Below are 23,208 nucleotides of genomic sequence, written 5' to 3' on the forward strand. Positions count from 1 at the left end.
TATCCCACCAGGTGGGGGTGCGCCTGCCGGCGTGGCGCCAGACGGTTCCGGCCGATGCCGGGGATATCCAGGGTGCGGGGGGCTGCGGTCTTGCACGAAACGGCGCAGTCCGGAGCGGCTAGAGCCGGCGGAGCATGTCCATCAGCTGGCCGACCCTGACGCGGTGGGCGTCGGGATCGGCGGCGAGATTGGCGTCGATGCAGGCGCCGGAGAAGAAGGTCGCGATCAGCCCGGCGATGGTCTCGGCATCGGCGTCAGGCCGCTCGGCCCGGACGTTGCGGGCGATGTCCTGCAGGCGCAGGCGACCATGGTCGGCGATCAGGGCCACCGCGCGCGGCGGCAGCCCGGCGACGTCGCGGGTAGAGTTGATCGAGAAGCAGCCCGGCCGCCCGGTGGTGGCGAAGGGGGCCTGCAGCAGGAACTGCTCGATATTGTCCCAGCCGGCCGGCTCCCGGGCCAGGATCCGCCGGGCGGGCCCGGTCTCGAGATAGCGCTGCAGGGCGGCGACAAAGAGATCCTCCTTGTCGTCGAACTCCGCATAGAGCCCCGACTTGTTGACCCCGGTGGCCCGTTCGAGCTGCTGCAGGTTGGTGCCCGCCAGCCCGAACTGCCAGAACACCGGGATCGCCTTGTCGAGCACGCCGTCGCGGCTGAATTTCCTGGGTCGCGCCATGGGCAGGAACATACTGTTCTGAACCGAAAGGTTCAATACGCGCCGTGCCGGTTCCGCCGAGAGTGGCCGCATTCCGGTAATGAACCGTTTGGTTCGAAACGTGGTTGACGCGCCGGACCAGGCGCCGCTAGGTTTTGAACTGTTCGGTTCGTTAAGGCCGGGCGTTCCCCTCGGAAAGGAGTCGAGGCATGGCCGCGCAGCTCCCGCCAAAGGCGGGCTTCCTGGTCGCATCGGCGGTCGTGGCGCACACGCTGTGGACCAGCGCAGCGCCGGCCATGGTCTATCCGCTCTACGCTGAAGAATGGGGCCTCTCCCCGGCGGTCACCACCGCGATCTTCGCGGTCTACCCGGTGACGGTGGTGGCAGTCCTGATCGGGTTCGGCGACCTGGCGGAGCGGGCCGGGCGGCGGGCGGTCATGTCCTGGGGCGTGGCGGCGTCGGCCGCCGGCACGCTGCTGTTCGTCCTGGCCGGCGACGTGGCGACCCTGATGGCCGGTCGGGTGCTGATGGGGATCGGGGTCGGCCTGGCGGCCGGGCCGTCCGCAGCGGCTCTGGTCGCCGCCGCCGGCGGGGCGCGCCAGGGCAGCGCCGCCACCATCATCGCCCAGGCCGCCGGGCTTGCCGCCGCCCTGCTGATGGGCGGCGCCCTGGTGCAGTACGCGCCCTACCCGACCCGGCTCAGCTTCGTTGTGCTGTTCAGCCTGCTCGTGCTCCTGCTGGCCGCCCTGTCCCGACTGCCGCCGGAGCGGCAGGCCGCATCGGCCCGCCCCTGGCGTCCAAGCCTGCCGCAGGTGCCGGCCGACCTGCGCCGGCCGTTCCTGTTCGCCGCGCTCACGGTCATGACCGCCTACAGCCATGGCGTCCTGATCGCGTCCCTGGGCGCGCAGGTCGCCCATGACCTGGTGCACTCGGCCAACGCCCTGGTGAACGGCGCGGTGCTCGCCCTGTTCGCGGTGACGCTGGGCCTGACCGGCGTCCTCGCCCGGCGCCTCCCCGCCCATGCCGCCGTCCTGTCGGGCTCGCTCGCCTCGATCGCCGGGATGGGCAGCCTGGCTGCCTCGGTCCTGGACCACAGCCTCGCCTGGTTCCTGGCGGCCACGGTCGCTTCGGGCGTGGGCTATGCGCTGATGACGTATGGCGGGCTCGCCGCGGTCGGCGCGGCCGCGCCGGGCCGGCGCCAGGACGGGCTGATCTCCGGCGTCCTGATGCTCGCCTACCTGTTCAGCGGGCTGCTGGCGCTGGGCCTGGGCGAGATCGCCACCCTGGCCGACATGACCAGCGCCGTGCTGATCGGCGGATCGATCATGACGCTGCTGTGCGCCCTGGTCGCGCTGCTGGCCGGCACCGGGCGCCGTGCTTCCTGCGACCATTATGAACCAATTGGTTCATAACAAGCCATTCCCACCCGAATACATTCAACCAAGGAGTCTCGACATGGCCCTGAAGATCTTTCCGATGAGCTACGGCCGCCTGACCATGGACGCCTCCGGCCTGGTCCTGTTCCGCACGCCGGGCACCAAGACCACGATCCCGTTCCTGGGCTTCCTGATCACCGGCGGGCAGGAGCCGGTCCTGGTCGACACCGGTGCCCGCGCCACCCAGGACTTCGCGGCGTTCGGGATGGACTTCGTCCGCACGCCGGAGATGACGATCGACCACCAGCTCGCCCGGCACGGCCTGCGTCGCGGCGACATCCGCTACGTCGTCCACACCCATGCCCATATCGACCATGCCGGCGGCGACGACCAGTTCCCGATGTCGACCACCGTGGCGCTGGCCCGCCGCGAGCTGGAATTCGCCGCCTCCGGCATCATGGGGTCGGTCATGTACACCGCCGAGGACACCAAGCACCTGATCGACCGCCTGCACACCCGCAACGCGCTGCGGCTGTTCGACGTCGACGGCACCTTCGAAGAGGAGGTGATCCCCGGCGTCGCGGTCCGCCTGTCGGGCGGGCACACGCCGGGCTCGCTCTCGATCCTGGTCGAGACCGACGAGGGCATCGCCAACCTGGCCGGCGACATCGCCTACCATGTGGACGACCAGCTGGTGTCCCCGCTGCTGGACCACGGGGCGCACGAGCCGACCATCTCGGCCAACCGGGCGATGACCTCGCTGGAGGAGAAGAAGGCCATCAAGCGCGCCTTGTCCGACAGCCGCTTCCTGCTGGTGGGCCATGACGATCCGGCCCTGGTATCCGGCGGCCGGATCGTCGGCCGCTATGCCGGCGCCACCGACAACCCCCGGGCGGACGTGACCGCCGCCGCCAACTACGCGCCGCTGCGCAGCACCTCTCTCCAGGCGGCGTGAGGAGGGGGCCCTATTTCTCGAAGTCGCCGAACATGTCCTGGAGCCGGGTGAGGCGGGCGACCCGGTCGCTCACCTGATCGCCCAGCACCACGATGATGTTGCTGATCAGGAGGTCCAGCACCGCCACCACGGTGGCGGAGCCGTCCCACAAGGGGCTGCGCGAGCCCGGCACCACCAGGCAGATGTCGGCGGCCTCCTCGGCCCAGGTGCAGTACTCGTCGGTGACGAACACCACGGTGATGCCCTGTCGGCGGGCTTCCTGCGCCAGCGGCCGCGCCTTGGCGGCGAAGCGGCGGACATCGAACAGGAACAGGCAGCGGTTCTCGACCGCGCCGTCCAGCAGTTCGCCATAGGTGCCGTTCAGCCCGTCGACGAACCCGACCCGCGGCCGGGTGTAGGATAGCTGGGTGGCGAAGTACTGGCCGATGCCGCGCACGTTCTGCCAGGCCGCCACGTAGACCTCGCTGGCGCCCACCAGCGCGTCCACCGCCGCCTGCCAGGAAGGGGAGGCGGTGAGCTCGTAGATCCGGTCGAGGTCCTCGATCTGGCGGCGGATCTGGTCGGCCAGGAGCTTGCCTTCCCTGGCATCCGCCCGGAGCCGCTCGAAGCGGTCCTTGACCTGCCAGGCCGGGTTGCTGCCGCCGTCGCGCAAGGCGTGCTTGAGCGGCTCCAGCCCGTCAAAGCCCAGCCGGCGCAGGTAGCGCCCGACCGTCATCGGGCTGACGCCGACCCGGCGGGCGATCGACTTCGCCGTCTCGAACGGCAGCTCGGCCAGGTGCCGCTCCAGGAAGTTGCCGATCAGAAGGTCGGATCGGGTCTGCCGGAGCGCCTCGTCGCGCAGCCGGGCCAGGATGTCGGCGGACATGGTTCCTCCGGTCTTCCGCCGATATCCCCTGCCGGACCCGGGACACCGCCGGTCCCTCGGGCCGGCGGTCGGGGTCGCGGCCGGCGCGCCTACTGCGCGGTCTTGATCTTGGTCCACACCCGGTCGACCTGGCGGATGTCGCCGCCCAGGTCCTCGAAGATCTGCAGCCGCTCCATGGTCTCCGGCGGCGGGTTGATCTCCTCGCTGTTCCTGATGTGCTCAGGAGTCATCTCGCGCGCCGGCACGTTGGTGGTGCCGTTGGTCTGCTGCGAGACGTTCAGCGCCGCCACTTCGGGCCGGGTGTAGAACTTCATGAACTCGATGGCGTTGTCCTTGTTCGGCGCGTTCTTCAGGACGCAGATGTCTTCCTGGTACATGGTCGCCCCTTCCTCGGGGATCACGTAGCCCAGCGTCTCGCTGTCCTCGAACACGTCGATCATCGCGCCGATGAAGAAGTGGGCGGCGGCGACGTCGCCGGACTTCACCATCGGCCGGGAGTCGTAGGTGAACGCCGCCACGTAGGGCTTCATGTCGATGATGGTCTGGGCCGCCTCCTGCAGCGCCTCCGGGTCGGTCGAGTTGACCGAGTGGCCGTTCAGGATCAGGCCGACCCCGATCACCTCGCGCATGTCGTCCAGGAGGGTGAACTTCAGGTTCTTCTCCTTGACGGTGGCGAGCAGGTCGTTCCAGCCGGTGATGTCCTTACCCAGCGCCTTGCGGTCGTACATGATCCCGACCGAGCCCCAGGCATAGGGCAGGCAGTATTCGGCGTTCGGGTCGCTCTTCGCGCGCAGGGAAGCCGGGTCGATGTTCTGGAAGCCCTCGTAGGAGCCGATGTCGGTCTCCGCCAGGAGGTCCAGGCTCGCCATGATGTCGTGCATGTGCACCGACGGGAACACGATGTCGTAACCGGCAGCACCTGCCTGGATCTTGGCCAGCATCTCCTCGTTGGACGAGTAGGTGTCGAGGTTGACCTCGGTGCCGGTTTCCTCCTCGAACTTCTTCAGGACCTCCGGGTTGATGTACTCGCCCCAGTTGTAGACGTTCAGGGTGCCGTCGGCGGCGGCCGGCGCGGCCGCACCCAGGAGCGCGGCGAAGGCCAGTGCGGCCGCCCCGGCCGGGGCCGTGGCTCGGTTTCTCTCAACCCGGGCTGCCGGAAAACATGCGTGCTTGTCGTGACGTGTCATGCTGATTCCCTGAAAAAAGGACCGCCTGAGCGATCCGAGACGATCCTCACCACCCGTTGGCCCGGTTTTTGTTTGGAAGCATTGACTTCGATAAGTCCACGTTATCAACGTAACGGGATCGCACAAGCGCTATCTCGATAACATCGACCCGGCGGGCGCCCATCCATGCAGGACAGCATCGTCAAGCTCTCGAAGGCCTCGAAGACGTTCGCCCTGCCCGAGGGCGGCACCATCACCGCCCTCGGTGGTATCGACCTGGAAGTGCGCCGCAACGAGTTCCTGACCCTGCTGGGGCCCTCGGGCTGCGGCAAGACCACGCTGCTGCACGCGATCAGCGGCTTCGTCGACCTGGATGCCGGGCGGATCTTCGTGGACGGCGAGGACGTCACCCAGACCCCGCCGCACCGCCGGCCGGTCAACACCGTGTTCCAGAACTACGCCCTGTTTCCGCACATGAGCGTCGGCGACAACACCGGCTATGCCCTGGACGTCGCCCGGGTGAACCGGGCCGAGCGCCAGGAGCGGGTCGCGGCCGCGCTGCGCATGGTCGGGCTGGAAGGGCTGGAGAACCGCCGGCCGCGCCAGCTCTCGGGCGGGCAGCAGCAGCGGGTCGCCTTGGCCCGGGCGATCGTGGCCAGGCCCAAGCTCCTGCTGCTCGACGAGCCCCTGTCGGCCCTGGACCGCAACCTGCGCCAGGCCATGCAGATCGAGCTGAAGACGCTCCAGCACGAGCTGGGCATCTCCTTCATGTTCGTGACCCACGACCAGGAGGAGGCGCTGACCATGTCCGACCGGGTCGCGGTCCTGCATGGCGGGGTGATCCAGCAGCTCGACACGCCGCGGCAGATCTACAACCACCCGGCCAACACCTTCGTCGCCACCTTCATCGGCGCCAGCAACCTGTTCGAGGGGCGGCAGTGCTCCGGGGTGGTGGCGACCGAGGACGGGGAGGTGGTCCGGCTGGACGACGCGCCGGCCCGGCCGGCGGTGCAGGGCGGCACGGTCACCGCGATGATCCGGCCGGAGCAGTTCTCCCTGGACGGGCCGCGCGACGCGCCCGGCCTGGAGATCACGGTCGACCAGGTGGTGTTCGTCGGCGCCTCCTTCGAGGTGCTGGGCCGCACCCGCAGCGGGCGCAAGCTGATGGCCCAGGTGCCGGCCAGCCAGCAGGCGGCGGTGGCGCTGGTCGAGCAGCAGCGCCGTGCGCGCCTGACCTACGATCCGGCTGCCGTGCACCTGATCCGGCACAGCGGGCCGCAGCCGGCGGCCGTTCCATGACCGGCATGCGCCTGCGCCGCCGCCTGCAGCTCACGGCATTGCTGGGCCCGGTCACCCTGTTCCTCGGCATCTTCTTCCTGGGTCCGCTGGTGATCATGGTGATCACCAGCTTCCTCGCACCCGGGCTCTATGGCGGGGTCGTCTGGGAGTTCTACCCGCACAGTTTCGGGCGGATCCTGGGTTTTGCCGACCCGATGTTCGAGGACTACGACCCGGTCTATCTCGCGATCTTCTTCCGCTCGGTGCAGATCGCGGCGCTCACCGTCGTGGTGGCGCTGCTGGTCTGCTACCCGGTGGCGTTCCAGATCAGCCGGCTGTCCGACCGCTGGAAGAATTTCTGCCTGTTCCTGATCACGCTGCCCTTCTTCATCAGCCTGATCGTGCGGCTGTTCATCTGGGTGCTGATCCTGCGCCAGACCGGCATCGTAAACGGGGTGCTGATGGCGACCGGCCTGATCGAGCGCCCGCTGGAGCTGATCTACACCGACGGCGCGATCGTGCTGGGCATGGTCTACGTGTTCATCCCGTTCATGTTCATGCCGGTCTATGCCAGCGTCGAGAAGCTGGACTGGTCGCTGGTGCGCGCCTCGCAGGACCTGGGGGCCGGGCCGGTGCGCACCTTCTTCCGGGTGATCCTGCCGCTCACCCTGCCGGGCATCATCGGCGGCTCGATCATCGTGTTCATCCCCGCGCTCGGCAATTTCGTGGTCCCGGCAGTGCTGGGCGGGGCCAAGGTCCTGATGCTCGGCAACCTGATCGAGCAGCAGTTCCTCTCGGCGCGCAACTGGCCGTTCGGCGCGGCGCTGGCGATGCTGGTGATGGCCGCGGTGCTGCTGATCCTGTTCGTCCATGTCTGGCTGGACGGCCGGCGCGGCGGCGACGCCGTGCCCGGCCGGTGAGGGAGGCCGCCATGCAGCTGCTCAAGCGGATCGCCAGCGCCGGCCTCGCCGTCCACACCCTGCTGTTCTTCGCCTTCATCTACCTGCCGCTGGCGCTGATCGTGGTCTACTCGTTCAACGCCGACCCGGTGAACATGATGAACTGGTCGGGCTTCACCACCGAGTGGTACGCCCAGGTGCTGGGCTTCAAGACCGCGGTGTCGGAGAGCGCGCTCTACATCGAATCGACCGACCAGCTCCTCGAAGCCCTGCGCAACAGCCTGCTGATCGCCGCCTCGACCACCACGATCGCCACGGTGTTCGGCACCGCCATCGCGCTTGCGGTCTACCGCTTCGAGTTCTTCGGCCGGCGCTTCTACCGGGTGCTGATGTTCGCGCCGATGCTGATGCCGGACATCGTGCTGGGCATCGCCCTGCTGATCTTCTTCGTCGGCGCCGGCGTCCATCTGGGCCTTGGCACCATCATCATCGGCCAGTGCACCTTCCTGGTCTCCTACGTGTTCATCGTGGTTTCGGCGAGGCTGGCCGGGATGGACCGGACCCTGGAGAACGCCTCGGCGGACCTGGGCGCCAACGAGTGGGTGACGTTCCGAAGGGTGGTGCTGCCGCAGGTGCTGCCGGGCGTGATCGGCGGGGCGCTGCTGGCCTTCATCATCTCGATGGACGACCTGGTGATCACCTATTTCATCGCCGGCGTCGACACGACCACCCTGCCGATCTTCATCTTCGGGATGCTGCGCCGGGGCATCAAGCCGGAGATCAACGCCATCGCGGTGATGATGCTGGTGTTCTCCTTCCTGGTCGCCTCCCTCGGCCTCTACTTCCGCACGCGCCAGCGCTGACCCCCCGACCAACCATCAAGGCATTGCCATGACGAAGCCACGCGCCCGCGACCTCGGCCTCGACCTGGCCGGCACGCCCGGCCCGCTCAACGCCATCACCGACGTGCCGGGGGTCGCGGTCGGGCTTGCCACGATCCGCGAGGAGACGCCGCGCCCAGGGCGCCGGCTGCCGGTGCGCACCGGCGTCACCGCGATCCTGCCGCGCGGCCACGAGGCGGCGCCCGAGCCGGTCTATGCAGGCATCCACCGCTTCAACGGCAATGGCGAGATGACCGGCAGCCACTGGATCGAGGATGGCGGCTATTTCCTGGGCCCGGTGCTGATCACCAACACCCACAGCGTCGGCATCGCCCACCATGCCGCCGTGCGCTGGATGCTGGACCGCCACGCTTCGACCTATGGCGGCGACGACCTGCTCTGGGTGATGCCGGTGGTGGCGGAGACCTATGACGGGATGCTGAACGACATCAACGGCCAGCACGTGACCGTGGAGCATGTCCACGCGGCGCTGGACGGGGCGACCGGCGGGCCGGTGGCGGAGGGCTCGACCGGCGGCGGCACCGGGATGATCGCCTACGAGTTCAAGGGCGGCACCGGCACCGCGTCCCGGCGGGTCACGGTGGACGGGCGGGACTACATGCTGGGTGCCTTGGTCCAGGCCAATCACGGCCGGCGCGACTGGCTGACGGTCACCGGCGTCCCGGTCGGGCGCCACCTCCGCCAGGGCCTGAACGAGGGGCAGGTCCAGGAGCGCGGCTCGATCATCGTGGTGATCGCCACCGACATTCCCATGGCGCCCCACCAGCTCCAACGGGTGGCCCGGCGCTGTTCGATCGGGATCGGCCGCAACGGCACGCCTGGCGGCAACAATTCCGGCGACATCTTCCTGGCGTTCTCGACCGCCAATCGTGGGCCGATGCCGCACCAGGCGCCCGGGCACCGCCGCATCGAGATGGTCAACGACGAGCTGTTCGACCCGATCTACCTGGCGGTGGTGGAGAGCGTGGAGGAAGCGGTGCTCAACGCCATGCTGGCGGGCGAGGCCACCGGCGGCACCGTCCACGACCGGTTCCGGATCGAGGCGCTGCCGGTGGACGAGCTGCAGGATGTGCTGCGGCGGCACCGGCGGCCGCTGGCCGCCTGACCGCTCAGCGCCGCGCGCGCCCGGCCGCGAAGCCCAGGATCGCCGCGAGACCGAGCGCGCCGGCTGCCGCCAGCCCGCGCGCCGACCCGCCGCTCAGGCGCAGGGCGCGGTCGGTCGCCTCGTTGCTGAAGCTGCCGCGCACGGCATGGAGGCCCGGCACCGGCTGGAACAGGTTGTCCGGCCGGTCGGGACGGACCGGCACCTCGGTCGACTGGCCCTCCACGGCGTTGTGGGCGAGGTAGCTGTCGGCCAGGGAGGGGGCCAGCATGTCGCCCAGGATCGCGACGTCGGTGCTGGCGCCAAGCCAGTATTCCCGTTCGGCCTCGTGCGCGGCGCGATGGATCGCGTCGGCGGCGACCTCGGGCTGGTGGATGGTGCCGGCGGGCCTCGGCTGGTGGTTCAGATGGGTGCGCGCCCAGTCGAACTGGGGGGTGTTGACCGCGGGCAGGTGGACCATGGAGAGGCGGATGGCGCTGTTGGCGTGCAGCAGCTCGCTGCGCAGGGAATCGGTGAAGCCGCGTGCCGCGTGCTTGGCGCCGCAATAGGCGGACTGCAGCGGGATCGCCCGGTAGGCCAGGGCGGAGCCCACCTGGACGATGGTGCCCCGGTCGCGCGGGCGCATGTGGCGCAGCGCCGCCATGGTGCCGTGGACGAAGCCCAGATAGGTGACCTCGGTGACCCGGCGGAACTCGGCCGGGGTCAGTTCCCAGAACGGCGAGAACACCGTCACCATCGCGTCGTTGATCCAGACGTCGATCGGGCCGAGCTCGGCCTCGGCCCGCGCGGCGGCGGCGAAAACGGCATCGGGGTCAGCGACGTCGGCCGGCAGCGCCAGGCCCTGGCCGCCCATCTGCGCGACCTCACGGCACACCGCTTCCAGGGCGTCCGGGTCGCGGGCGATCAGGCCGATCCTGGCACCCTCGGCGGCGAAGCGGTGCGCGGTGGCGCGGCCGACGCCGGCCGAAGCGCCGGTGATGACGACCGTCTGCTGGGGATGATGCGCTGGCTGCACGGGCGGGACCGATCTCGGGCTGGGGTTGGAGCCTTTTCCGCGCCATGAACCCGGAAGCGGCCCCGCCCGTTCCTCCCGCTGCCGGCCGCTCCCCAACCCGGAAGACCATGATGGCCCTGTTCTTCACCAGCGACACCCATTTCGGCGACCCCAGGGTGCTGCGCATCGACCGGCGGCCGTTCGGGTCCTTGGCCGAGCACGACCTGGCGCTGGTGCAGCGCTGGAACGAGCGGGTCGGGGTGGACGACGAGGTCTGGCACCTGGGTGACGTGGCGCGCGGCGACCGGGCCAGGGTCGAGGACCTGCTGGCGCGGCTCCACGGGCGCAAGCACCTGATCACCGGCAACAATGACGGGCCGGGCACGCTGTCGGCCGCGGGCTGGGCCAGCGTGCAGGCCTATGCCGAGATGGAGGTGGACGGGCGGTTCCTGGTGCTCTGCCACTACCCGTTCCGGACCTGGAACCGGATGGGCAAGGGCGCCATCGACCTGCACGGCCATTCGCACGGAAGGCTGAAGCCGGCGACCCGCCAGTTCGACGTGGGCGTCGATGCCTGGGACTGCCGGCCGGTCACGCTGGACGAGGTCCTGGCTGCGCGGCGGCGGCGCGCCTCGAACTGAAGGCGCTCCCTGCCGGCGGAAGGGGGGGAAGCGCAGCCGCCGGCAGGGAGGCGCGATGCCGTGAGGACTTCTCCCGGCATCGTGCGGGTTCAGGACCAGGCGATGTCCGACTTCATCTGCAGGTCGGTCGGGAGCACATGGTCGAGGGTGACCACCAGGCTGGCGGCGGCACCGCCGGCACCGTCGGCATCCACCGAGATGTCGGTGCCGCCCCGGCCGTTGGCGGCGAGCAGCAGGTGCTGGTCGGCCACCGGGTCGGTGCCGGCATAGTCCTCGAACAGGTCGGTGAGGTCGATCTGGTCCTGGCCGGTCCGGAAGTCGGTGACGTGGCGGCCGGCGCCGGCGCTGTCGAACACGAACAGGTCCTCGCCGCTGCCGCCGGTGAGACGGGCCTTGCCGTCGCCGGCCACCAGCATGTCGTCGCCGCCGCCGCCGCTCAGGAACGACTTCACGTCGTTGCCGACCAGGATGTTGTCCAGGCGGTTGCCGTAGCCGATCTGGGTCGAGGAGCCGACCAGCTCGAGATTCTCGACATGGTCGGGCAGGGCGAACCAGGTCGCCTTGCTTTCCACGGTGTCGGTGCCCTGGTCGTGGCGCTCGACCACCCGGTCGCGGCCATGGTCGACCCGGTAGGTATCGTCGCCGCCCCGGCCGGTCATCCGGTCGGCGCCGCCCAGCCCGTCCAGCAGGTCATGGCCGTCGGTGCCATAGAGGCGGTCGCCCCGGCTGGTGCCGATGACCTCGTTGTCCGGCTCGGCGCTCTTCGGCAATTCGTGCGGGTCGGAAGGGGCAGGCTCGGGCATGGGCTCCGGGGTCGGCTTGGGCTCAGGCTCGGGCTCGGGCTTCGGGGTCGGCTCCGGCTTGGGCTGAGGAACCGGCTCGGGCTCCGGGATCGGCTCCGGCTTGGGTGCCGGCGTGGGCGTCGGGGTGGGGGCGGGGGCCGTGCTGGAGCCGGTCACGTCCAGCTTGACGTTCTGCGCGCCGATGGTGACCTGCTGGCTGTGGCTCACCCCGGCGCCGGCATAGGTGACGGTGTAGGTGCCGGACGCCAGGTCCATCTGGTAGCCGCCAGTGGCCATGGTGGTGGTGGTGAAGCTGCCGCCTGAGCCGGTCGCGGTCACGGTGACGCTGCCCAGGCCTTCGCCCGGGTCGTAGAACCTGTCGCCGTCGGCGTCCTTGAAGGCGACGCCGGTCAGGATCGACTGGCTGCCCTGGCGCCCGAACACCTCGGTGAGCATGGCGGTGTCGCCGCCGCGATACTCGCCCGTCTGCAGGCCGATGCCGATCTCGCGCAGGCCGGTATTGAGGATGTTGGCCCGGTGGCCCGGGCTGTTCATCAGCCCCTCATGCATCCGGTCGGCCTCGTCGCGCAGGCCGGAGGGAGCCCGGACCGACTGCAGGGCGACGTTCTCCGCCCAGCCGTTCCAGCCGGTATAGCCGGCGGCGGTGATGCGATCCCCGGGGTTCGAGCCGTTGGCGCCGGTATGCGAGAAGGTGTCGGTGGCGAGCATCCAGGAACTGTGCTGGTCGGCGGCGCTGTTGAGCGCGCTGTCGAAGGCCAGGGGCTGGGCGCCGGTCTTGGCGCGTTCGACGTTCACGAGTTCGAGCAGGTACTGCTCGTCGGCGGTCGGCTCTGTCGGCACGGTGCGCTTTCCTTCTGTCGGGGATCACCGCAGGGCGAGCGGCGGGCTTCCCGGGAAAGGCCTGTTTCCGGGTTGGCCGCTGTGCTGCGGGAGGTTCTTGCGGTCGGTGACCGTGGGAATTTCCACCACAGAGTTGATCCTGCCGCCAGAGGGCGCGGCAGGAATTATGATTAATTTCTGGTATGCGGGCTGAAATCTTTCCAAATATCCGGAACTCGCCAGTACATGCGTCTGATTTCCGGCAGGTAGGTGGTCGTTCCCTCAACCGCCGGCCGGCCGGCGGGACATGGACCGCGAACCGCCCGCCATCCTAGAATGGACGCGCATGGCGAAGGGCCGGCGGCCAGCCGGCACCTCGTGGACCACCGCATGCAACCGGCGCTTGCCTCGTGCGCTTAGCGGGTGACGCCGCGCCCCGTGCGCCCCCTTTAGAACGCCGAAGGATGGTTCCTTGCCGGAAGAACCGGTCGATCTGCTCAAGTTCTATCGCAGCGAGATCCAGTTCGAGAGCCAGATGCTCTCCAGCCGGCTGAACTCGTTCATCTCCTCCCAGTCCTTCCTGCTGATCGCCTATGGCTCCTCGATGGGCGTACTGGTCGGCCAGTGGCGCAACCCGTTCACCCTGGCCCTGCCGCCGTTCCTGGGACTGCTGGGCCTGGTGCTGGCGCTGCAGACCTGGCCCGGCATCCGCACCGCCTACGCGGCGGTCGAGGAATGGCACAAGAAGCAGGGCGTGCTGCTCGCCCGGCATCCCGACCTGGAGATCTATTTTCGGCGGTCCTTCGTCGACTTCCGGACGCGCGTCCAGGGCGAGACGGTCGAGTACCGGTTCCAGCAGGGCACCATGTTCACCCGGCACTCGCCTTGGATCCTCAGCATCGCCTGGTGCTATTTCACGGCACTGCCGGTCGTGATGTACCTGTTCTTCTGACCGGGCCAGGGCCGCGGGCAGGGCTGTCGGTTTTCCCTCAGCACCAGCGTGAGTGGCCTCGCTCTGTCGGTTTTTCTTCACTATCGGCAGCCGCTGGTTCATGCTTTGCGACAGCATGGATCCAGTGACGAGGTGACCGCCGATGGGAAATCGATGCCCCTGCGCGATCGGCTGACGCAGGCCGGCCTGTCGCTCACCCCCTCCGAGGCGAAGATCGCCCAGGTCCTGCTGTCCGACTACCCGATGTCCGGGCTGGGGACCGCCACCAGCCTGGCCCGCCGGGCCGGCGTGAGCGATCCGACCGTGGTGCGCCTGGTGGTGAAGCTCGGCTATGGCGGCTTTCCCGACTTCCAGGCCGATCTCCTGGAGGAGGTCGAGGCGCGCCTGCATTCGCCGCTCCTGATGATGGAGGCGAAGCGGCGCGGCGCGCCCAAGGAGAATGTCGGCCAGAGCTACCTGAACTCGGTCTTGCGCAACATCGACGAGACCCGCAGCAGCACCCCGGCGCAGAGCTACGACCACGCCACCCGGCTCCTGTGGGAGACCAAGGGCAAGATCCTGGTGCTGGGCGGCCGGTTCAGCCGCAACGTCGCCTCGATGCTGGCGGGCTACCTGGCCCAGCTCCGGCCGGGCGTGCAGGACCTGGGCGTGCTTTCCCCCGCCGACTGGGACCGGCTGGTCGACCTTGGCAAGCGCGACCTCCTGGTGGTGTTCGACTACCGCCGCTACCAGTCCGACGTGGTCGCGTTCGCCCGCCAGGCCCGGGAGCGCGGCGTCGCCATCGTGCTGTTCACCGATCCCTGGCGCTCGCCGATCGCCGAGATCGCCGAGGTCGTGCTGGTGGCGCCGATCGAGGCACGCTCCCCCTACGACACGCTGGCCCCGGCCGTGGCGCAGATGGAGGCGGTGATCGCCCATGCGATCGAGGAGATCGGCGAGCCGTCCCGGCGGCGCCTGGAGGCGATCGAGAAGATCCGCCACGCCAACGCCGTCACCATCGGCGACCCGCGGCCGCCGCCCGACCCGCGCCGGCGGGCCCGCAGGCCGAGGAGCCGGCCCGAGCCATGACCGCCTTCTGTTCCGTTCTTCCCATGACCCTGCCGAGAATGGCTTGCCGATGACCCCGACCCTGCCGCGCCGCGACGAACCCTATGCCCGAGGCGCGACCGCGCTGCTGCTGGTGGACATGCAGCGGATCTGGCTGGAGCCCGGCCTCGATCCGGCGCACGCCGACTGGGGCCCGGACCACCATTTCTACAAGGTCACCCGGGAGACCGTGATCCCCAACCAGCGCCGCCTCCTGGCGGCGGCCCGCGCGTCGGGGGTCGAGGTCCTGCACACCATCATCCAGAGCCTGACCGAGGATGGCCGCGACCGCTCGCTCGACCACAAGCTGACCCCTATCCACATCCCGCCGAGCCTGGCCGAGGGCCTGCCGCCGCCGGAGCTGGCCCCGGTCGGCGACGAGATCCTGCTGCCCAAGACCTCCTCCGGCGTCTTCAACTCAACCAACATCGACTATGTCCTGAAGAACCTGGGCATCCGGCACCTGGTGGTGGCGGGCGTGCTGACCGACCAGTGCGTCGACATGACGGTGCGCGACGGCGCCGACCGCGGCTACCTGGTCACCTGCGTCTCGGATGCGTGCGCCGCACCCACCCCGGAGCGCCATGCCATCGCGCTCAAGGCGTTCGGCGGCTATTGCTGGGTCGCGGACACTGACACCGTGGCGGCGCGCTTCGAGGCGCTGGGCAGGGAGGCCGGCTGATGGCCGATTGGACCACCACGCCGCTGGCCAGCATCGTCACCACCGACCTGGCCGGGATCACCCGGGGGCGGCCGGTGACCCATGAGCGGCTGGAGCGGGTCGCCACCGCCGGGGTCGGCTGGGTTCCGGCCAATCTGTGCCTGACCCCCTTCAACACCATCGCCGACCCGAACCCCTGGGGTTCGTCCGGCGACCTGCGGCTGATCCCCGACCTGCCGGCCCGCTATGCCACCGACCGGACCGGCGCCGACACCCAGTTCGACATGGTGATGGGCGACCTGGTCGAGCTGGACGGCCGGCCCTGGCCGGGCTGCACCCGCACCCAGCTCAAGGACGCGCTGGCGGCGCTGAAAGCCGCGACCGGCCTGTCGGTGCTGGCGACCTTCGAGCAGGAGTTCCAGCTCGCACCCGCCGACCCGGCCACGCCGCCCGGCCACGCCTTCTCGTTCGAGGCGCTGCGCCGGGCGGACCCGTTCGCGCCGCGCCTGGTCGCCTCCATGGAGCAGGCCGGGATCGAGCCCGAGATGGTGCTCACCGAATATGGCGACCACCAGTTCGAGGTCACCCAGGCGCCGGCCGACGCCCTGGTGGCGGCCGACCGGGCCATCGCGACCCGGGAACTTGCGCGCGAGGTCGCCCGCGTCCTGGGCCGGCGGGCCAGCTTCGCGCCCAAGCCGGCGCGTCACGCGGTCGGCAACGGCGTGCATGTCCATTTCAGCTTCGTCGACGGGCAGGGCCGCCCGGCCATGTACGACGCAAGCGGGCCGGGCGGGCTGTCGGGAGCGGCCGGCGCGTTCTGCGCCGGGGTGCTGCGCCACCTGCCGGCGATCACCGCGTTCACCGCGCCCAGCGTGCCGTCCTACTATCGCCTGGCGCCGCACAACTGGAGCGCGTCCTACACCTGGCTCGGCCAGTGCGACCGCGAGGCGAGCCTGCGGATCTGCCCGGTGGTCACGCTCGGCGGGCGGGATCCGGCCCGGCAGTACAATGTCGAGTACCGGGCCGCCGACGCCACCGGCAATCCCTACCTGACGCTCACCGCCATCGTCCGGGCGGGCCTGGCCGGCATCACCGGCAAGCTGGCGACCCCGCCTCTGGTTAGCGGCGATCCCAGCACGATGGACGCGGCGGAGCTGGCCCGCCACGGGCTGAAGCGGCTGCCGGAATCCCTGCCGGACGCGCTGGCGGCGCTCAAGGCCGACCCGGTGGTAACCGGCTGGTTCCAGCCGAGCTTCATCGAGAGCTTTTTGGGCGTGAAGCGCGCCGAGATCGAGTTCCTGAAGGGCCGGGACGAGCCCGCGATCTGCGCGGCCTACCGGATGCTCTACTGATGCTGGACGCCTGCCGGGTGGATACCGTCAAGAGCTCGACCGACTGGCCGCCGGCGGTCTCGGTGGTCAACGAGGCCGGCGGCTCGGACGTCGTGCTGATCTGCGAGCACGCCTCCAACCACCTGCCGGCGGAGTATGGCCGGCTGGGGGTGAGCGAGGCCGACCTGCAGCGCCACATTGCCTGGGACATCGGCGCGGCCGAGGTGACCCTCGGCCTGTCCCGCGCCCTGGACGCGCCGGCCTTCCTTGGCACCTATTCGCGCCTGCTGGTCGACCTGAACCGGCCGTTCGGGGTGCCCTCCAGCATGCCCGCGCGCTCGGAGGCCACCGACATACCGGGCAACCGGGAGCTCTGCCCGGCCGAGCGGGAGCGGCGGCGCCGGCTGATGTTCCAGCCCTTCCACGACCGGATCGCCAGCTTCCTCGATGCGCGCGCCGAAACGGAACGGCCGACCCGGATCGTCACGATCCACAGCTACACCCCGGTCTTCCTGGGCGAGCGGCGGCCCTGGCATGCCGGGATCCTGTTCGAGCGCTCCGAGGCGTTCGCCCGGCAGGTGATCGAGGGCCTGGCGGAGGACCGCTCGCTCCTGATCGGCACCAACGTGCCCTACGGGATCGACCGGGCCGAGGACTATGCGATCCCGGTGCACGGCACCGACCGGGGCCACCCGGCGATCCTGGTCGAGATCCGCCACGACCTGATCGCCGACGAGCGGGGCGTGGCCGAGTGGACCGAGCGGCTGCGCGCGGTGCTGGCGTGACCGCTGGCCGGGGCCGCGGCAAGGACGCGGTCCCGGCGACGAGACGACGAGCCGCCCGCACACCGCCGGCGGCGGAACGACCAAGGGGGTGACGGAGTGTCGACCAAAGAAGCCGCGATCTCGGCCGTGCAGGCGCAGATCGATTCCGAGCGGGACTGGGTGGTCGGGCTGACCCGGGACATGGTGCGGATCCCCACGGTCAACCCGAAGTTCCAGGAGGACGCGGCCCTCAACCGCGAGGCCGACCTGCAGGCGCTGCTGGAGCCGATCCTGCGCGACGAGGGTTTTGCCACCGAGCAGTGGGACGCCCTGCCGGGCCGGCCGAACCTGGTCGGCGAGAAGGCCGGCGCGGAGGAGCGCAGCCTGATCCTGTGCGGCCATATCGACGTGGTGCCGGTGGGGGCTGCCGGCGACTGGACCGTGGACCCGTTCGGCGGCGAGGTGAAGGACGGCCGGCTGTACGGGCGCGGCTCGATCGACATGAAGGGCGGGGTCGCCGCCTGCATCGCCGCATCGCGGGCGATCCGGCAGGCCGGCATCGACCTGGTCGGCCGGCTGGCCTTCCATGCGGTGGTCGACGAGGAGGCCGGCGGCTTTGGCGCCATGGACGCGGTCAAGCGCGGCAAGCTCGCCAAGGCGGTGCTGGTCGCGGAACCGACCTGGGGTGACGTGCTGCCGGCCGAGGGCGGGCTGGAATGGGTGCGCGTCACCATCCGCGGCCGCACCGCCCATGCCGGCTGGCGCTACAACGAGATCTACCCGCAGCGCCATGAGGAAGGCCGGCTGGAGCCCGGGGTCAACGCGATCGACCTCGCCAACCGCTTCATGCAGGCGCTGCGCCACTACGAGCTGGACCGGGCGCGCGCCAAGGACCACCCGCTGGTGCCGGTCGGCCTGAACACCATCAATGTCGGGGTGATCCAGGGCGGGGCCGGGCTCGGCGGGAACGGCCTGCCGACCATCATGACCAATCCGGCGATCATCCCGGACGTGGTGGTGCTCGACCTGGACATGAAGTTCCTGCCGAACGAGAGCTCGGCGGAGGTGCGCCGGGAGTTCGAGGCCTTCGTCCACCACTTCGCCCAGACCGACGCCTGGATGCGCGGCCATCCGCCCGCGGTGCAGTGGGAACTGGGCGGGCTGCATTTCCCGGCCATGAACACGCCGGTCGACCATCCTTTGGTGACCTCGCTGGTCGAGCACCAGACCCGGCTCGGCAAGGCGCCGGAGGTCCGCGGCTTCGTCGCGGTCTGCGACGCGGCGCACTATGCCGGGGCGGGGGTCGACGGGGTGATCTTCGGCCCGTCCGGCGACGGCTTCCACGGGGTCGACGAGTATGTCGACATCGATTCGCTGGTGCGCTCGACCAAGGTGATCGCCGCCTCGGTCATCGACTGGTGCGGGGTGCGCTAGCAGCCGCATTCCGCAAAGGGCTGCAGTAGGATAGAGCAGCGGGGCTGATCGGATCGTCCCCTGTGCGGGAGCGGCATGTCGAGCATTCGCGTGCGCCTGGCCCTGGTTGTTCTGCTCGCGCTGCTCCCGGCGCTGGGCCTCACCCTTCATGGCGCCTGGCAGGACCGCGCGGAGCATCTGGAGCAGGGCGGCCAGCGGCTGCTCCAGGCGGCGCTGCTGGTCGCGGAGGAGCACGAGCAGCTGGAGGAGGGGGCCCGGCAGCTCCTCCTGGCCCTGGGCACCTCCCCAGTCCTGGAAGGCGACGACATGGCGGCCTGCCGCGAACGGCTGGCCGAGGTGCTGGCGGATGCGGCCGGACGCTACGCCAATGTCCGCCTGTTCGGCCCGAACAGCCGCATGATCTGCGACGGGCGCGGCACTGGCTGGACCGAAGGCCCGGACGGGCAGCTCTATGCCCAGGAAGCGCAGGCTGGCGGGCTGGCGATCGGCGCGCGCATGGCTGTCCATGATGCAGCCGGCCGGCCGGTGCTGCCGATCTCCATGCCGCTGGAGGCGGCGCCCGGCCAGCCGGCCAGGATCCTGGTGGCCGACCTGTCCCTGGACTGGATGGCCGCCCATGACGAGCGCCTCGAACGGCCGGAAGGAGCGGCGCTGGTGATCGAGGACACCGACGGCCATGTCCTGGTCGCCCATGGCCCGGGCAGCCGGTCCGAGGGCGCGATGCCCAGGGTCGAATCCGGAACCGGGCCACGCATCGTCTCGGCCGCAGGGCGGCTGGTCGGCCTGGCGCCGGCCGCAGGCGGCGTCCTGAAGGTGGCGGTCTCCCTGCCGGAGGCGGAGGTGACCGCGGCGGCGGACCGCGTCCTCCGGATCGAATTGGTCGCCGGCGTGCTCGCCCTCCTGCTGGGCTCGGGCCTGGCCGCGGCCTTCGCCGAGATCGCGGTGGCGCGCCGGCTGCGTGCGCTCACCCGGTTCGCCACGCGCCTGCGCGACGGCGACCTGGCGGCGCGGCCGGTGGCCGGCCAGGGCGGCGACGAACTGGAGGAACTGGCGCGCGAGCTGGGCGTCATGGCCGGCCAGCTGGAATGGCGGGTGGGCGAGCTTGCCGCCAGCGAGGCCCTGCAGCGCCACCGCGCCCGCCACGACGAGCTGACCGGCCTGCCCAACCGGCGTGGGCTGGGCGAGCGGCTGAGCGGAGAGCTCGCGGCGGCGCGGCGGCACCAGGGCGCGCTCGCCCTGCTTTTGCTGGATCTCGACCACTTCAAGGAGGTCAACGACCGGCTGGGCCATGCCACCGGCGACGCCCTGCTGGCCGCGGCCGCCAACCGGATGCGCGCGGTGCTGCGGGAGGAGGACATGGTGGCGCGGCTGGGCGGCGACGAGTTCGCGGTGCTGCTGGTCGGGCGGGGCGGGCCGTTTTCGCCCGAGACCACCGCGCAGCGCCTGGTCGAGGCGCTGGCGCGGCCCTTCTCCCTGGAGGACCAGGAGGTCCGCTCGGGCGCCAGCCTGGGCATCGCCTTGTTCCCGGAGCACGGCGCCGCTGCGCAGGAACTGTTCGTGGCGGCCGATCGGGCGCTCTATGCCGCCAAGCAGGCCGGCCGTGCCACCTGGCGGACAACGGACCGCATGATGAGCGGCAAGGCCGGCCAGCGGCAGGAGACTTCGGACCCGGCCTGAGCATGGGCCTGCTCTTAATCCCGGCCGCCGGTGGCGCTATGGACTGGTGCCGATCGAGCCACGGGAGGTCCCTGATGTATGCAGTGATGGGAGCGACGGGAAAGACCGGCGGGGCGGTGCTGGCCGAGCTGCGCCGGCGGGGCGCCAGGGTGCGGGTGCTGGCACGCGACCCGGATAGGGCCCGGCACCTGGCGGCCAAGGACGTCGAGCTCGTGTCGGCCGACCTGGCCGACCCGGACGGGCTGGCGGAGGCCATGGAAGGGGCGGAGGGCGCCTATGTGCTGCTGCCGCCGGATCCGCAGGCCGCGGACGCGCTGGCTGCCGGCCGGGCCCAGGCCCAGGCGATCGCCCAGGCGGTGACTTCAGCCGGCCTGCCCCATGTCGTGGCGCTCTCCTCCGGCGGCGCGCACCTGCACCGCGGCACCGGCCTGATCCGGACCCTCTACGAGCTGGAGGGGGCGCTGTGCCGGACCGAGGTGGCGGCCACCCTCGTGCGCGCCTGCGACTTCATGGAGAACTGGTCCCTTCTGCTGCCGGGCGCGGTGGAGAACGGCGTGCTGGCCAGCCCGCGCCTGCCGCTGGACGCGAAGATGCAGATGGTCTCGGCCGAGGATGTCGGTCGGATCGCCGCCGCCTGCCTCCTGGAGCCGGACGGCGACCTGCGGATCGTCGACGTGCTGGGGCCGGAAGACTACGCGCCGCAGGACGTCGCCGACGCGGTGGGCCGGGTGGCCGGGCGCCCGGTGCGGGCGGTGCCGCTGCCGGGCGAGGCGCTTTATCAGGCGCTGGTGGGGGCGGGGATCGGACCCGACTACGCGCGCGGGACGGTCGAGATCTACGAGGGGCTGAACAGCGGCCGGATCCGGTTCGAGGAGGGGGTCGGCGAGATCCGGCGGGGCAGCGTCACGCTGGACGAGGCGGTCCGCCGGATGCTCACGGCCGGCTGAGGCCCGGGCTGCCCGTCTCCTGGCGGCGGAACCGCCCGGCCGTCGCCAGCCAGCCGGCCCGGATGATCCCGGCCAGGCCCGAGGGGTAGGCCAGCATCACCGCGATGATCAGCAAGGCGGTGATGATCGGCCGCCATGCGCCGAAATCGGCCATCGCTTCGCCGAAGAAGGTGAGCACGAAGGCGGCCACGATCGCGCCGTAGATCGTGCTGGTGCCGCCCAGCAGCACCATCGACAGGATGATGGTGGTCAGACTCGCTCCGAACACGTCGATCGAGGCGTTGCGCTGGTAGCCGGCGTAGAAGCCGCCGGCCATGCCGGTGAAGAAGGCGCTGGCCGCCAGCGTGATCATGCGCTGGCGCACGATCGAGATGCCGCGGCTGATGGCGTATTCCTCGTTGTCGCGAAGCGCCACGATCCCGGCCCCGATCCGCGAGCGCACGAAGACGCGCAGGAACACGGTGCTGGCGCCCAGCAGCGCCAGGGCGATGAAGAAGTAAGCGAACTTGCCGTCGCGGACCATGTTGTGGTCGAACCAGTACAGGCCCGGGATCCGCACCAGGCCCTGGGTGCCGCCGGTATAGTCCGACTGGCTGAGGATCACCTGCATGACCAGCTGGGCGAAGCCGAACGTCACCAGGATGATGAAGATGCCCTTCAGGCGCAGGATCGGGATGGTGACCACGATCGCCGCGATGGTCGCGATGACGCCGCTGGCCAGAAGGGCCAGCCAGGGATCCAGCCCGGTGAGCTTGGTGAGCATGCCGTAGGCGTAGACGCCGATCCCGAACAGGGCCAGGTGGCCGAAGTTGAACACCCCGCCATAGCCCAGGCTCAGGTCCCAGTTCGAGGCCACGACGGCGTAGATGAACGCCATGATCAGGACATGGCGGCTGTAGCTGTCGTCGAAGACCAGCGGCAGCAGCGCCAGGGCCAGAAAGCCCAGGGCCAGGCCAAAAGCCTCGGCCTTCCAGGAGGCGCGGCCGGGCATGCCGGCCACCGGGGCTATGCGGGCAAGGTCGGTCATGCTAGGCGCCCCGCCCGGCCGGTGAAGATGCCCTCGGGGCGGACCATCAACGTGAGGATCAGAACGGCAAACAGCAGGGCCGGGGTCCAGTACAGGCCGAAATAATAGCTGGCGGCGGCCTCGAAGAAGCCGATCAGGTAGGCGGCGAAGATCGGGCCCGAGATGCTGGAGATCCCGCCGAACACCACCACGATCAGCGCCTTGAGCAGGGGGTCGCTGCCCATCACCGGCGACATGAAGCGGTAGCCGCCCATGAAGATGCCGGCGAGGCCGGCCAGCGAGGCGGCGATGGCGAAGGCCAGGCCATAGAGGGCGGTGACGTTCAGCCCGACCAGCAGGCTGGCGTCCTCGTTCTGGGCGACCGCGCGCAGGGCGAGACCCAGCCGGGTCCGGTTCAAAAACAGCCACAGCGCCAGGAGGATCAGCGGCGTGACCAGGATGATCGCGATCTGGTGGAGCGACACGCCGATGCCGCCGATGGTGGCGGTGCCTTCCAACAGCGCCGGGATCTGCTTGGAGCGCGGTCCCCACAGCTCCAGCACGCCGTTCTCGATCAGGGAGGCGGCCGCCAGCGTGGTGATCACCACCACCAGCACGATGTTGGGCCGGCCGATCAGCGGGCGGACCACGCTCGCCTGCAGGATCCAGCCGACCCCGGCCATCGCCACCACCGCCATGGGCAGGGCAAGGGGGAAGGGCAGGCCCAGATCGACGAACTGCCAGGCGAGATAGGCGCCCAGCATCATGAACACGCCGTGGCTGAAGTTGAACACGCCGATCGTGGTCCAGACCAGCGCCAGCCCGACCGCCATCATGGCGTAGAGCGAGCCCTGGAAGAGGCCGCCGAACAGGATTTCGGCCATTGTTCCCATGGGTG

General features: G+C 70.2%; 22 protein-coding genes. 15 read left to right on the forward strand and 7 right to left on the reverse strand.

Going from position 1 to position 23,208, the window contains the following annotated elements; translation table 11 throughout:
- Positions 1-118: 118 nt before the first annotated feature.
- Positions 119-673, reverse strand: coding sequence for a TetR/AcrR family transcriptional regulator (locus GEMRO_RS0114885; RefSeq protein WP_027134625.1), 555 nt, complete (start codon positions 671-673; stop codon positions 119-121).
- Positions 674-861: 188 nt separating this feature from the next.
- Here GEMRO_RS0114885 and GEMRO_RS0114890 point away from each other — a divergent pair, with 188 nt between their 5' ends.
- Positions 862-2,064: an MFS transporter gene (locus GEMRO_RS0114890; protein ID WP_027134626.1), complete on the forward strand. Its 1,203-nt coding sequence runs from the start codon at positions 862-864 to the stop codon at positions 2,062-2,064.
- A gap of 43 nt (positions 2,065-2,107) precedes the next feature.
- Entirely contained in the window at positions 2,108-2,983 is an 876-nt protein-coding gene (locus GEMRO_RS0114895) for an N-acyl homoserine lactonase family protein (protein ID WP_027134627.1), read from the forward strand.
- A 10-nt stretch (positions 2,984-2,993) separates the two neighbouring features.
- Here GEMRO_RS0114895 and GEMRO_RS0114900 read toward each other — a convergent pair whose 3' ends face one another.
- Together GEMRO_RS0114900 and GEMRO_RS0114905 are read right to left on the reverse strand one after the other, a co-directional pair.
- Positions 2,994-3,848 carry a MurR/RpiR family transcriptional regulator gene (locus GEMRO_RS0114900; protein WP_027134628.1) on the reverse strand — a complete coding sequence of 285 codons (855 nt, stop codon included), beginning with the start codon at positions 3,846-3,848 and terminating at the stop codon, positions 2,994-2,996.
- 89 nt (positions 3,849-3,937) lie between these two features.
- Positions 3,938-5,035, reverse strand: a complete 1,098-nt coding sequence (locus tag GEMRO_RS0114905; protein ID WP_084507003.1) for a polyamine ABC transporter substrate-binding protein — start codon at positions 5,033-5,035, stop codon at positions 3,938-3,940.
- A gap of 165 nt (positions 5,036-5,200) precedes the next feature.
- On the opposite strand from GEMRO_RS0114905, the gene GEMRO_RS29865 reads away from it, so the two are divergent.
- Genes GEMRO_RS29865 through GEMRO_RS0114925 form a run of 4 tightly spaced genes read left to right on the forward strand, consistent with a single transcriptional unit; the run spans position 5,201 to position 9,198 of the window.
- The gene (locus tag GEMRO_RS29865) at positions 5,201-6,313 is read left to right on the forward strand and encodes an ABC transporter ATP-binding protein (RefSeq protein ID WP_035485376.1); all 1,113 of its coding nucleotides are present in this window, start codon (positions 5,201-5,203) and stop codon (positions 6,311-6,313) included.
- Between the two features lie 5 nt (positions 6,314-6,318).
- A complete protein-coding gene (locus GEMRO_RS0114915; protein ID WP_035487317.1) occupies positions 6,319-7,212 on the forward strand; it encodes an ABC transporter permease in 894 nt (297 codons plus the stop codon).
- An 11-nt stretch (positions 7,213-7,223) separates the two neighbouring features.
- Positions 7,224-8,054 (forward strand): ABC transporter permease, encoded by an 831-nt coding sequence (locus GEMRO_RS0114920; RefSeq protein WP_027134631.1) that lies wholly within the window; start codon positions 7,224-7,226, stop codon positions 8,052-8,054.
- 28 nt (positions 8,055-8,082) lie between these two features.
- Complete coding sequence (locus GEMRO_RS0114925; protein WP_027134632.1) at positions 8,083-9,198, forward strand: DmpA family aminopeptidase; 1,116 nt, start codon at positions 8,083-8,085, stop codon at positions 9,196-9,198.
- Between the two features lie 4 nt (positions 9,199-9,202).
- On the opposite strand, the gene GEMRO_RS0114930 is transcribed toward GEMRO_RS0114925, so the two are convergent.
- Positions 9,203-10,210 (reverse strand): SDR family oxidoreductase, encoded by a 1,008-nt coding sequence (locus tag GEMRO_RS0114930; RefSeq protein ID WP_027134633.1) that lies wholly within the window; start codon positions 10,208-10,210, stop codon positions 9,203-9,205.
- A gap of 110 nt (positions 10,211-10,320) precedes the next feature.
- Between GEMRO_RS0114930 and GEMRO_RS0114935 the strand changes: the two genes are divergently transcribed.
- Positions 10,321-10,830, forward strand: coding sequence for a metallophosphoesterase family protein (locus GEMRO_RS0114935; RefSeq protein ID WP_027134634.1), 510 nt, complete (start codon positions 10,321-10,323; stop codon positions 10,828-10,830).
- A gap of 89 nt (positions 10,831-10,919) precedes the next feature.
- On the opposite strand, the gene GEMRO_RS32765 is transcribed toward GEMRO_RS0114935, so the two are convergent.
- Entirely contained in the window at positions 10,920-12,473 is a 1,554-nt protein-coding gene (locus GEMRO_RS32765) for a CAP domain-containing protein (protein WP_051329097.1), read from the reverse strand.
- Between the two features lie 451 nt (positions 12,474-12,924).
- Here GEMRO_RS32765 and GEMRO_RS29875 point away from each other — a divergent pair, with 451 nt between their 5' ends.
- From GEMRO_RS29875 to GEMRO_RS0114980, 8 genes are all read left to right on the forward strand, one after another.
- Entirely contained in the window at positions 12,925-13,404 is a 480-nt protein-coding gene (locus tag GEMRO_RS29875) for a hypothetical protein (RefSeq protein WP_051329098.1), read from the forward strand.
- Positions 13,405-13,557: 153 nt separating this feature from the next.
- Entirely contained in the window at positions 13,558-14,472 is a 915-nt protein-coding gene (locus GEMRO_RS0114950; protein ID WP_027134635.1) for a MurR/RpiR family transcriptional regulator, read from the forward strand.
- 49 nt (positions 14,473-14,521) lie between these two features.
- Positions 14,522-15,172: a cysteine hydrolase family protein gene (locus GEMRO_RS0114955; protein ID WP_027134636.1), complete on the forward strand. Its 651-nt coding sequence runs from the start codon at positions 14,522-14,524 to the stop codon at positions 15,170-15,172.
- Positions 15,172-16,503 (forward strand): type I glutamate--ammonia ligase, encoded by a 1,332-nt coding sequence (locus tag GEMRO_RS0114960; RefSeq protein WP_027134637.1) that lies wholly within the window; start codon positions 15,172-15,174, stop codon positions 16,501-16,503. The genes GEMRO_RS0114955 and GEMRO_RS0114960 overlap by 1 nt, the downstream gene beginning before the upstream one ends.
- Positions 16,503-17,267 (forward strand): N-formylglutamate amidohydrolase, encoded by a 765-nt coding sequence (locus tag GEMRO_RS0114965; RefSeq protein ID WP_051329099.1) that lies wholly within the window; start codon positions 16,503-16,505, stop codon positions 17,265-17,267. Before GEMRO_RS0114960 ends, GEMRO_RS0114965 begins: the two co-directional genes overlap by 1 nt.
- A 96-nt stretch (positions 17,268-17,363) precedes the next feature.
- Positions 17,364-18,680, forward strand: a complete 1,317-nt coding sequence (locus GEMRO_RS0114970; RefSeq protein ID WP_051329100.1) for a M20 family metallopeptidase — start codon at positions 17,364-17,366, stop codon at positions 18,678-18,680.
- A 75-nt stretch (positions 18,681-18,755) separates the two neighbouring features.
- On the forward strand, positions 18,756-20,357 hold the full coding sequence (locus GEMRO_RS0114975; protein WP_027134640.1) for a diguanylate cyclase domain-containing protein: 1,602 nt from the start codon (positions 18,756-18,758) through the stop codon (positions 20,355-20,357).
- A 74-nt stretch (positions 20,358-20,431) separates the two neighbouring features.
- Entirely contained in the window at positions 20,432-21,304 is an 873-nt protein-coding gene (locus GEMRO_RS0114980; protein WP_027134641.1) for an NmrA family NAD(P)-binding protein, read from the forward strand.
- Here the strand turns inward: GEMRO_RS0114980 and GEMRO_RS29880 are convergent.
- Together GEMRO_RS29880 and GEMRO_RS0114990 are read right to left on the reverse strand one after the other, a co-directional pair.
- A complete protein-coding gene (locus GEMRO_RS29880; RefSeq protein WP_051329101.1) occupies positions 21,291-22,331 on the reverse strand; it encodes a branched-chain amino acid ABC transporter permease in 1,041 nt (346 codons plus the stop codon). The two genes, GEMRO_RS0114980 and GEMRO_RS29880, sit on opposite strands and share 14 nt — an antisense overlap.
- Complete coding sequence (locus GEMRO_RS0114990) at positions 22,328-23,203, reverse strand: branched-chain amino acid ABC transporter permease (RefSeq protein WP_027134642.1); 876 nt, start codon at positions 23,201-23,203, stop codon at positions 22,328-22,330. The genes GEMRO_RS29880 and GEMRO_RS0114990 overlap by 4 nt, the downstream gene beginning before the upstream one ends.
- Positions 23,204-23,208 lie beyond the last annotated feature (5 nt).

It is taken from the genome of Geminicoccus roseus DSM 18922 (assembly GCF_000427665.1).
Taxonomy (GTDB): Bacteria; Pseudomonadota; Alphaproteobacteria; order Geminicoccales; family Geminicoccaceae; genus Geminicoccus; species Geminicoccus roseus.

Excerpts from the sequence above, each read along its gene's own strand:
- GEMRO_RS0114885 (WP_027134625.1), bottom strand. The coding sequence starts at position 673 with ATGGCGCGACCCAGGAAATTCAGCCGCGACGGCGTGCTCGACAAGGCG.
- GEMRO_RS0114890 (WP_027134626.1), top strand. The coding sequence starts at position 862 with ATGGCCGCGCAGCTCCCGCCAAAGGCGGGCTTCCTGGTCGCATCGGCG.
- GEMRO_RS0114895 (WP_027134627.1), top strand. The coding sequence starts at position 2,108 with ATGGCCCTGAAGATCTTTCCGATGAGCTACGGCCGCCTGACCATGGAC.
- GEMRO_RS0114900 (WP_027134628.1), bottom strand. The coding sequence starts at position 3,848 with ATGTCCGCCGACATCCTGGCCCGGCTGCGCGACGAGGCGCTCCGGCAG.
- GEMRO_RS0114905 (WP_084507003.1), bottom strand. The coding sequence starts at position 5,035 with ATGACACGTCACGACAAGCACGCATGTTTTCCGGCAGCCCGGGTTGAG.
- GEMRO_RS29865 (WP_035485376.1), top strand. The coding sequence starts at position 5,201 with ATGCAGGACAGCATCGTCAAGCTCTCGAAGGCCTCGAAGACGTTCGCC.
- GEMRO_RS0114915 (WP_035487317.1), top strand. The coding sequence starts at position 6,319 with ATGCGCCTGCGCCGCCGCCTGCAGCTCACGGCATTGCTGGGCCCGGTC.
- GEMRO_RS0114920 (WP_027134631.1), top strand. The coding sequence starts at position 7,224 with ATGCAGCTGCTCAAGCGGATCGCCAGCGCCGGCCTCGCCGTCCACACC.
- GEMRO_RS0114925 (WP_027134632.1), top strand. The coding sequence starts at position 8,083 with ATGACGAAGCCACGCGCCCGCGACCTCGGCCTCGACCTGGCCGGCACG.
- GEMRO_RS0114935 (WP_027134634.1), top strand. The coding sequence starts at position 10,321 with ATGGCCCTGTTCTTCACCAGCGACACCCATTTCGGCGACCCCAGGGTG.
- GEMRO_RS0114950 (WP_027134635.1), top strand. The coding sequence starts at position 13,558 with ATGCCCCTGCGCGATCGGCTGACGCAGGCCGGCCTGTCGCTCACCCCC.
- GEMRO_RS0114955 (WP_027134636.1), top strand. The coding sequence starts at position 14,522 with ATGACCCCGACCCTGCCGCGCCGCGACGAACCCTATGCCCGAGGCGCG.
- GEMRO_RS0114960 (WP_027134637.1), top strand. The coding sequence starts at position 15,172 with ATGGCCGATTGGACCACCACGCCGCTGGCCAGCATCGTCACCACCGAC.
- GEMRO_RS0114965 (WP_051329099.1), top strand. The coding sequence starts at position 16,503 with ATGCTGGACGCCTGCCGGGTGGATACCGTCAAGAGCTCGACCGACTGG.
- GEMRO_RS0114975 (WP_027134640.1), top strand. The coding sequence starts at position 18,756 with ATGTCGAGCATTCGCGTGCGCCTGGCCCTGGTTGTTCTGCTCGCGCTG.
- GEMRO_RS0114980 (WP_027134641.1), top strand. The coding sequence starts at position 20,432 with ATGTATGCAGTGATGGGAGCGACGGGAAAGACCGGCGGGGCGGTGCTG.
- GEMRO_RS29880 (WP_051329101.1), bottom strand. The coding sequence starts at position 22,331 with ATGACCGACCTTGCCCGCATAGCCCCGGTGGCCGGCATGCCCGGCCGC.
- GEMRO_RS0114990 (WP_027134642.1), bottom strand. The coding sequence starts at position 23,203 with ATGGGAACAATGGCCGAAATCCTGTTCGGCGGCCTCTTCCAGGGCTCG.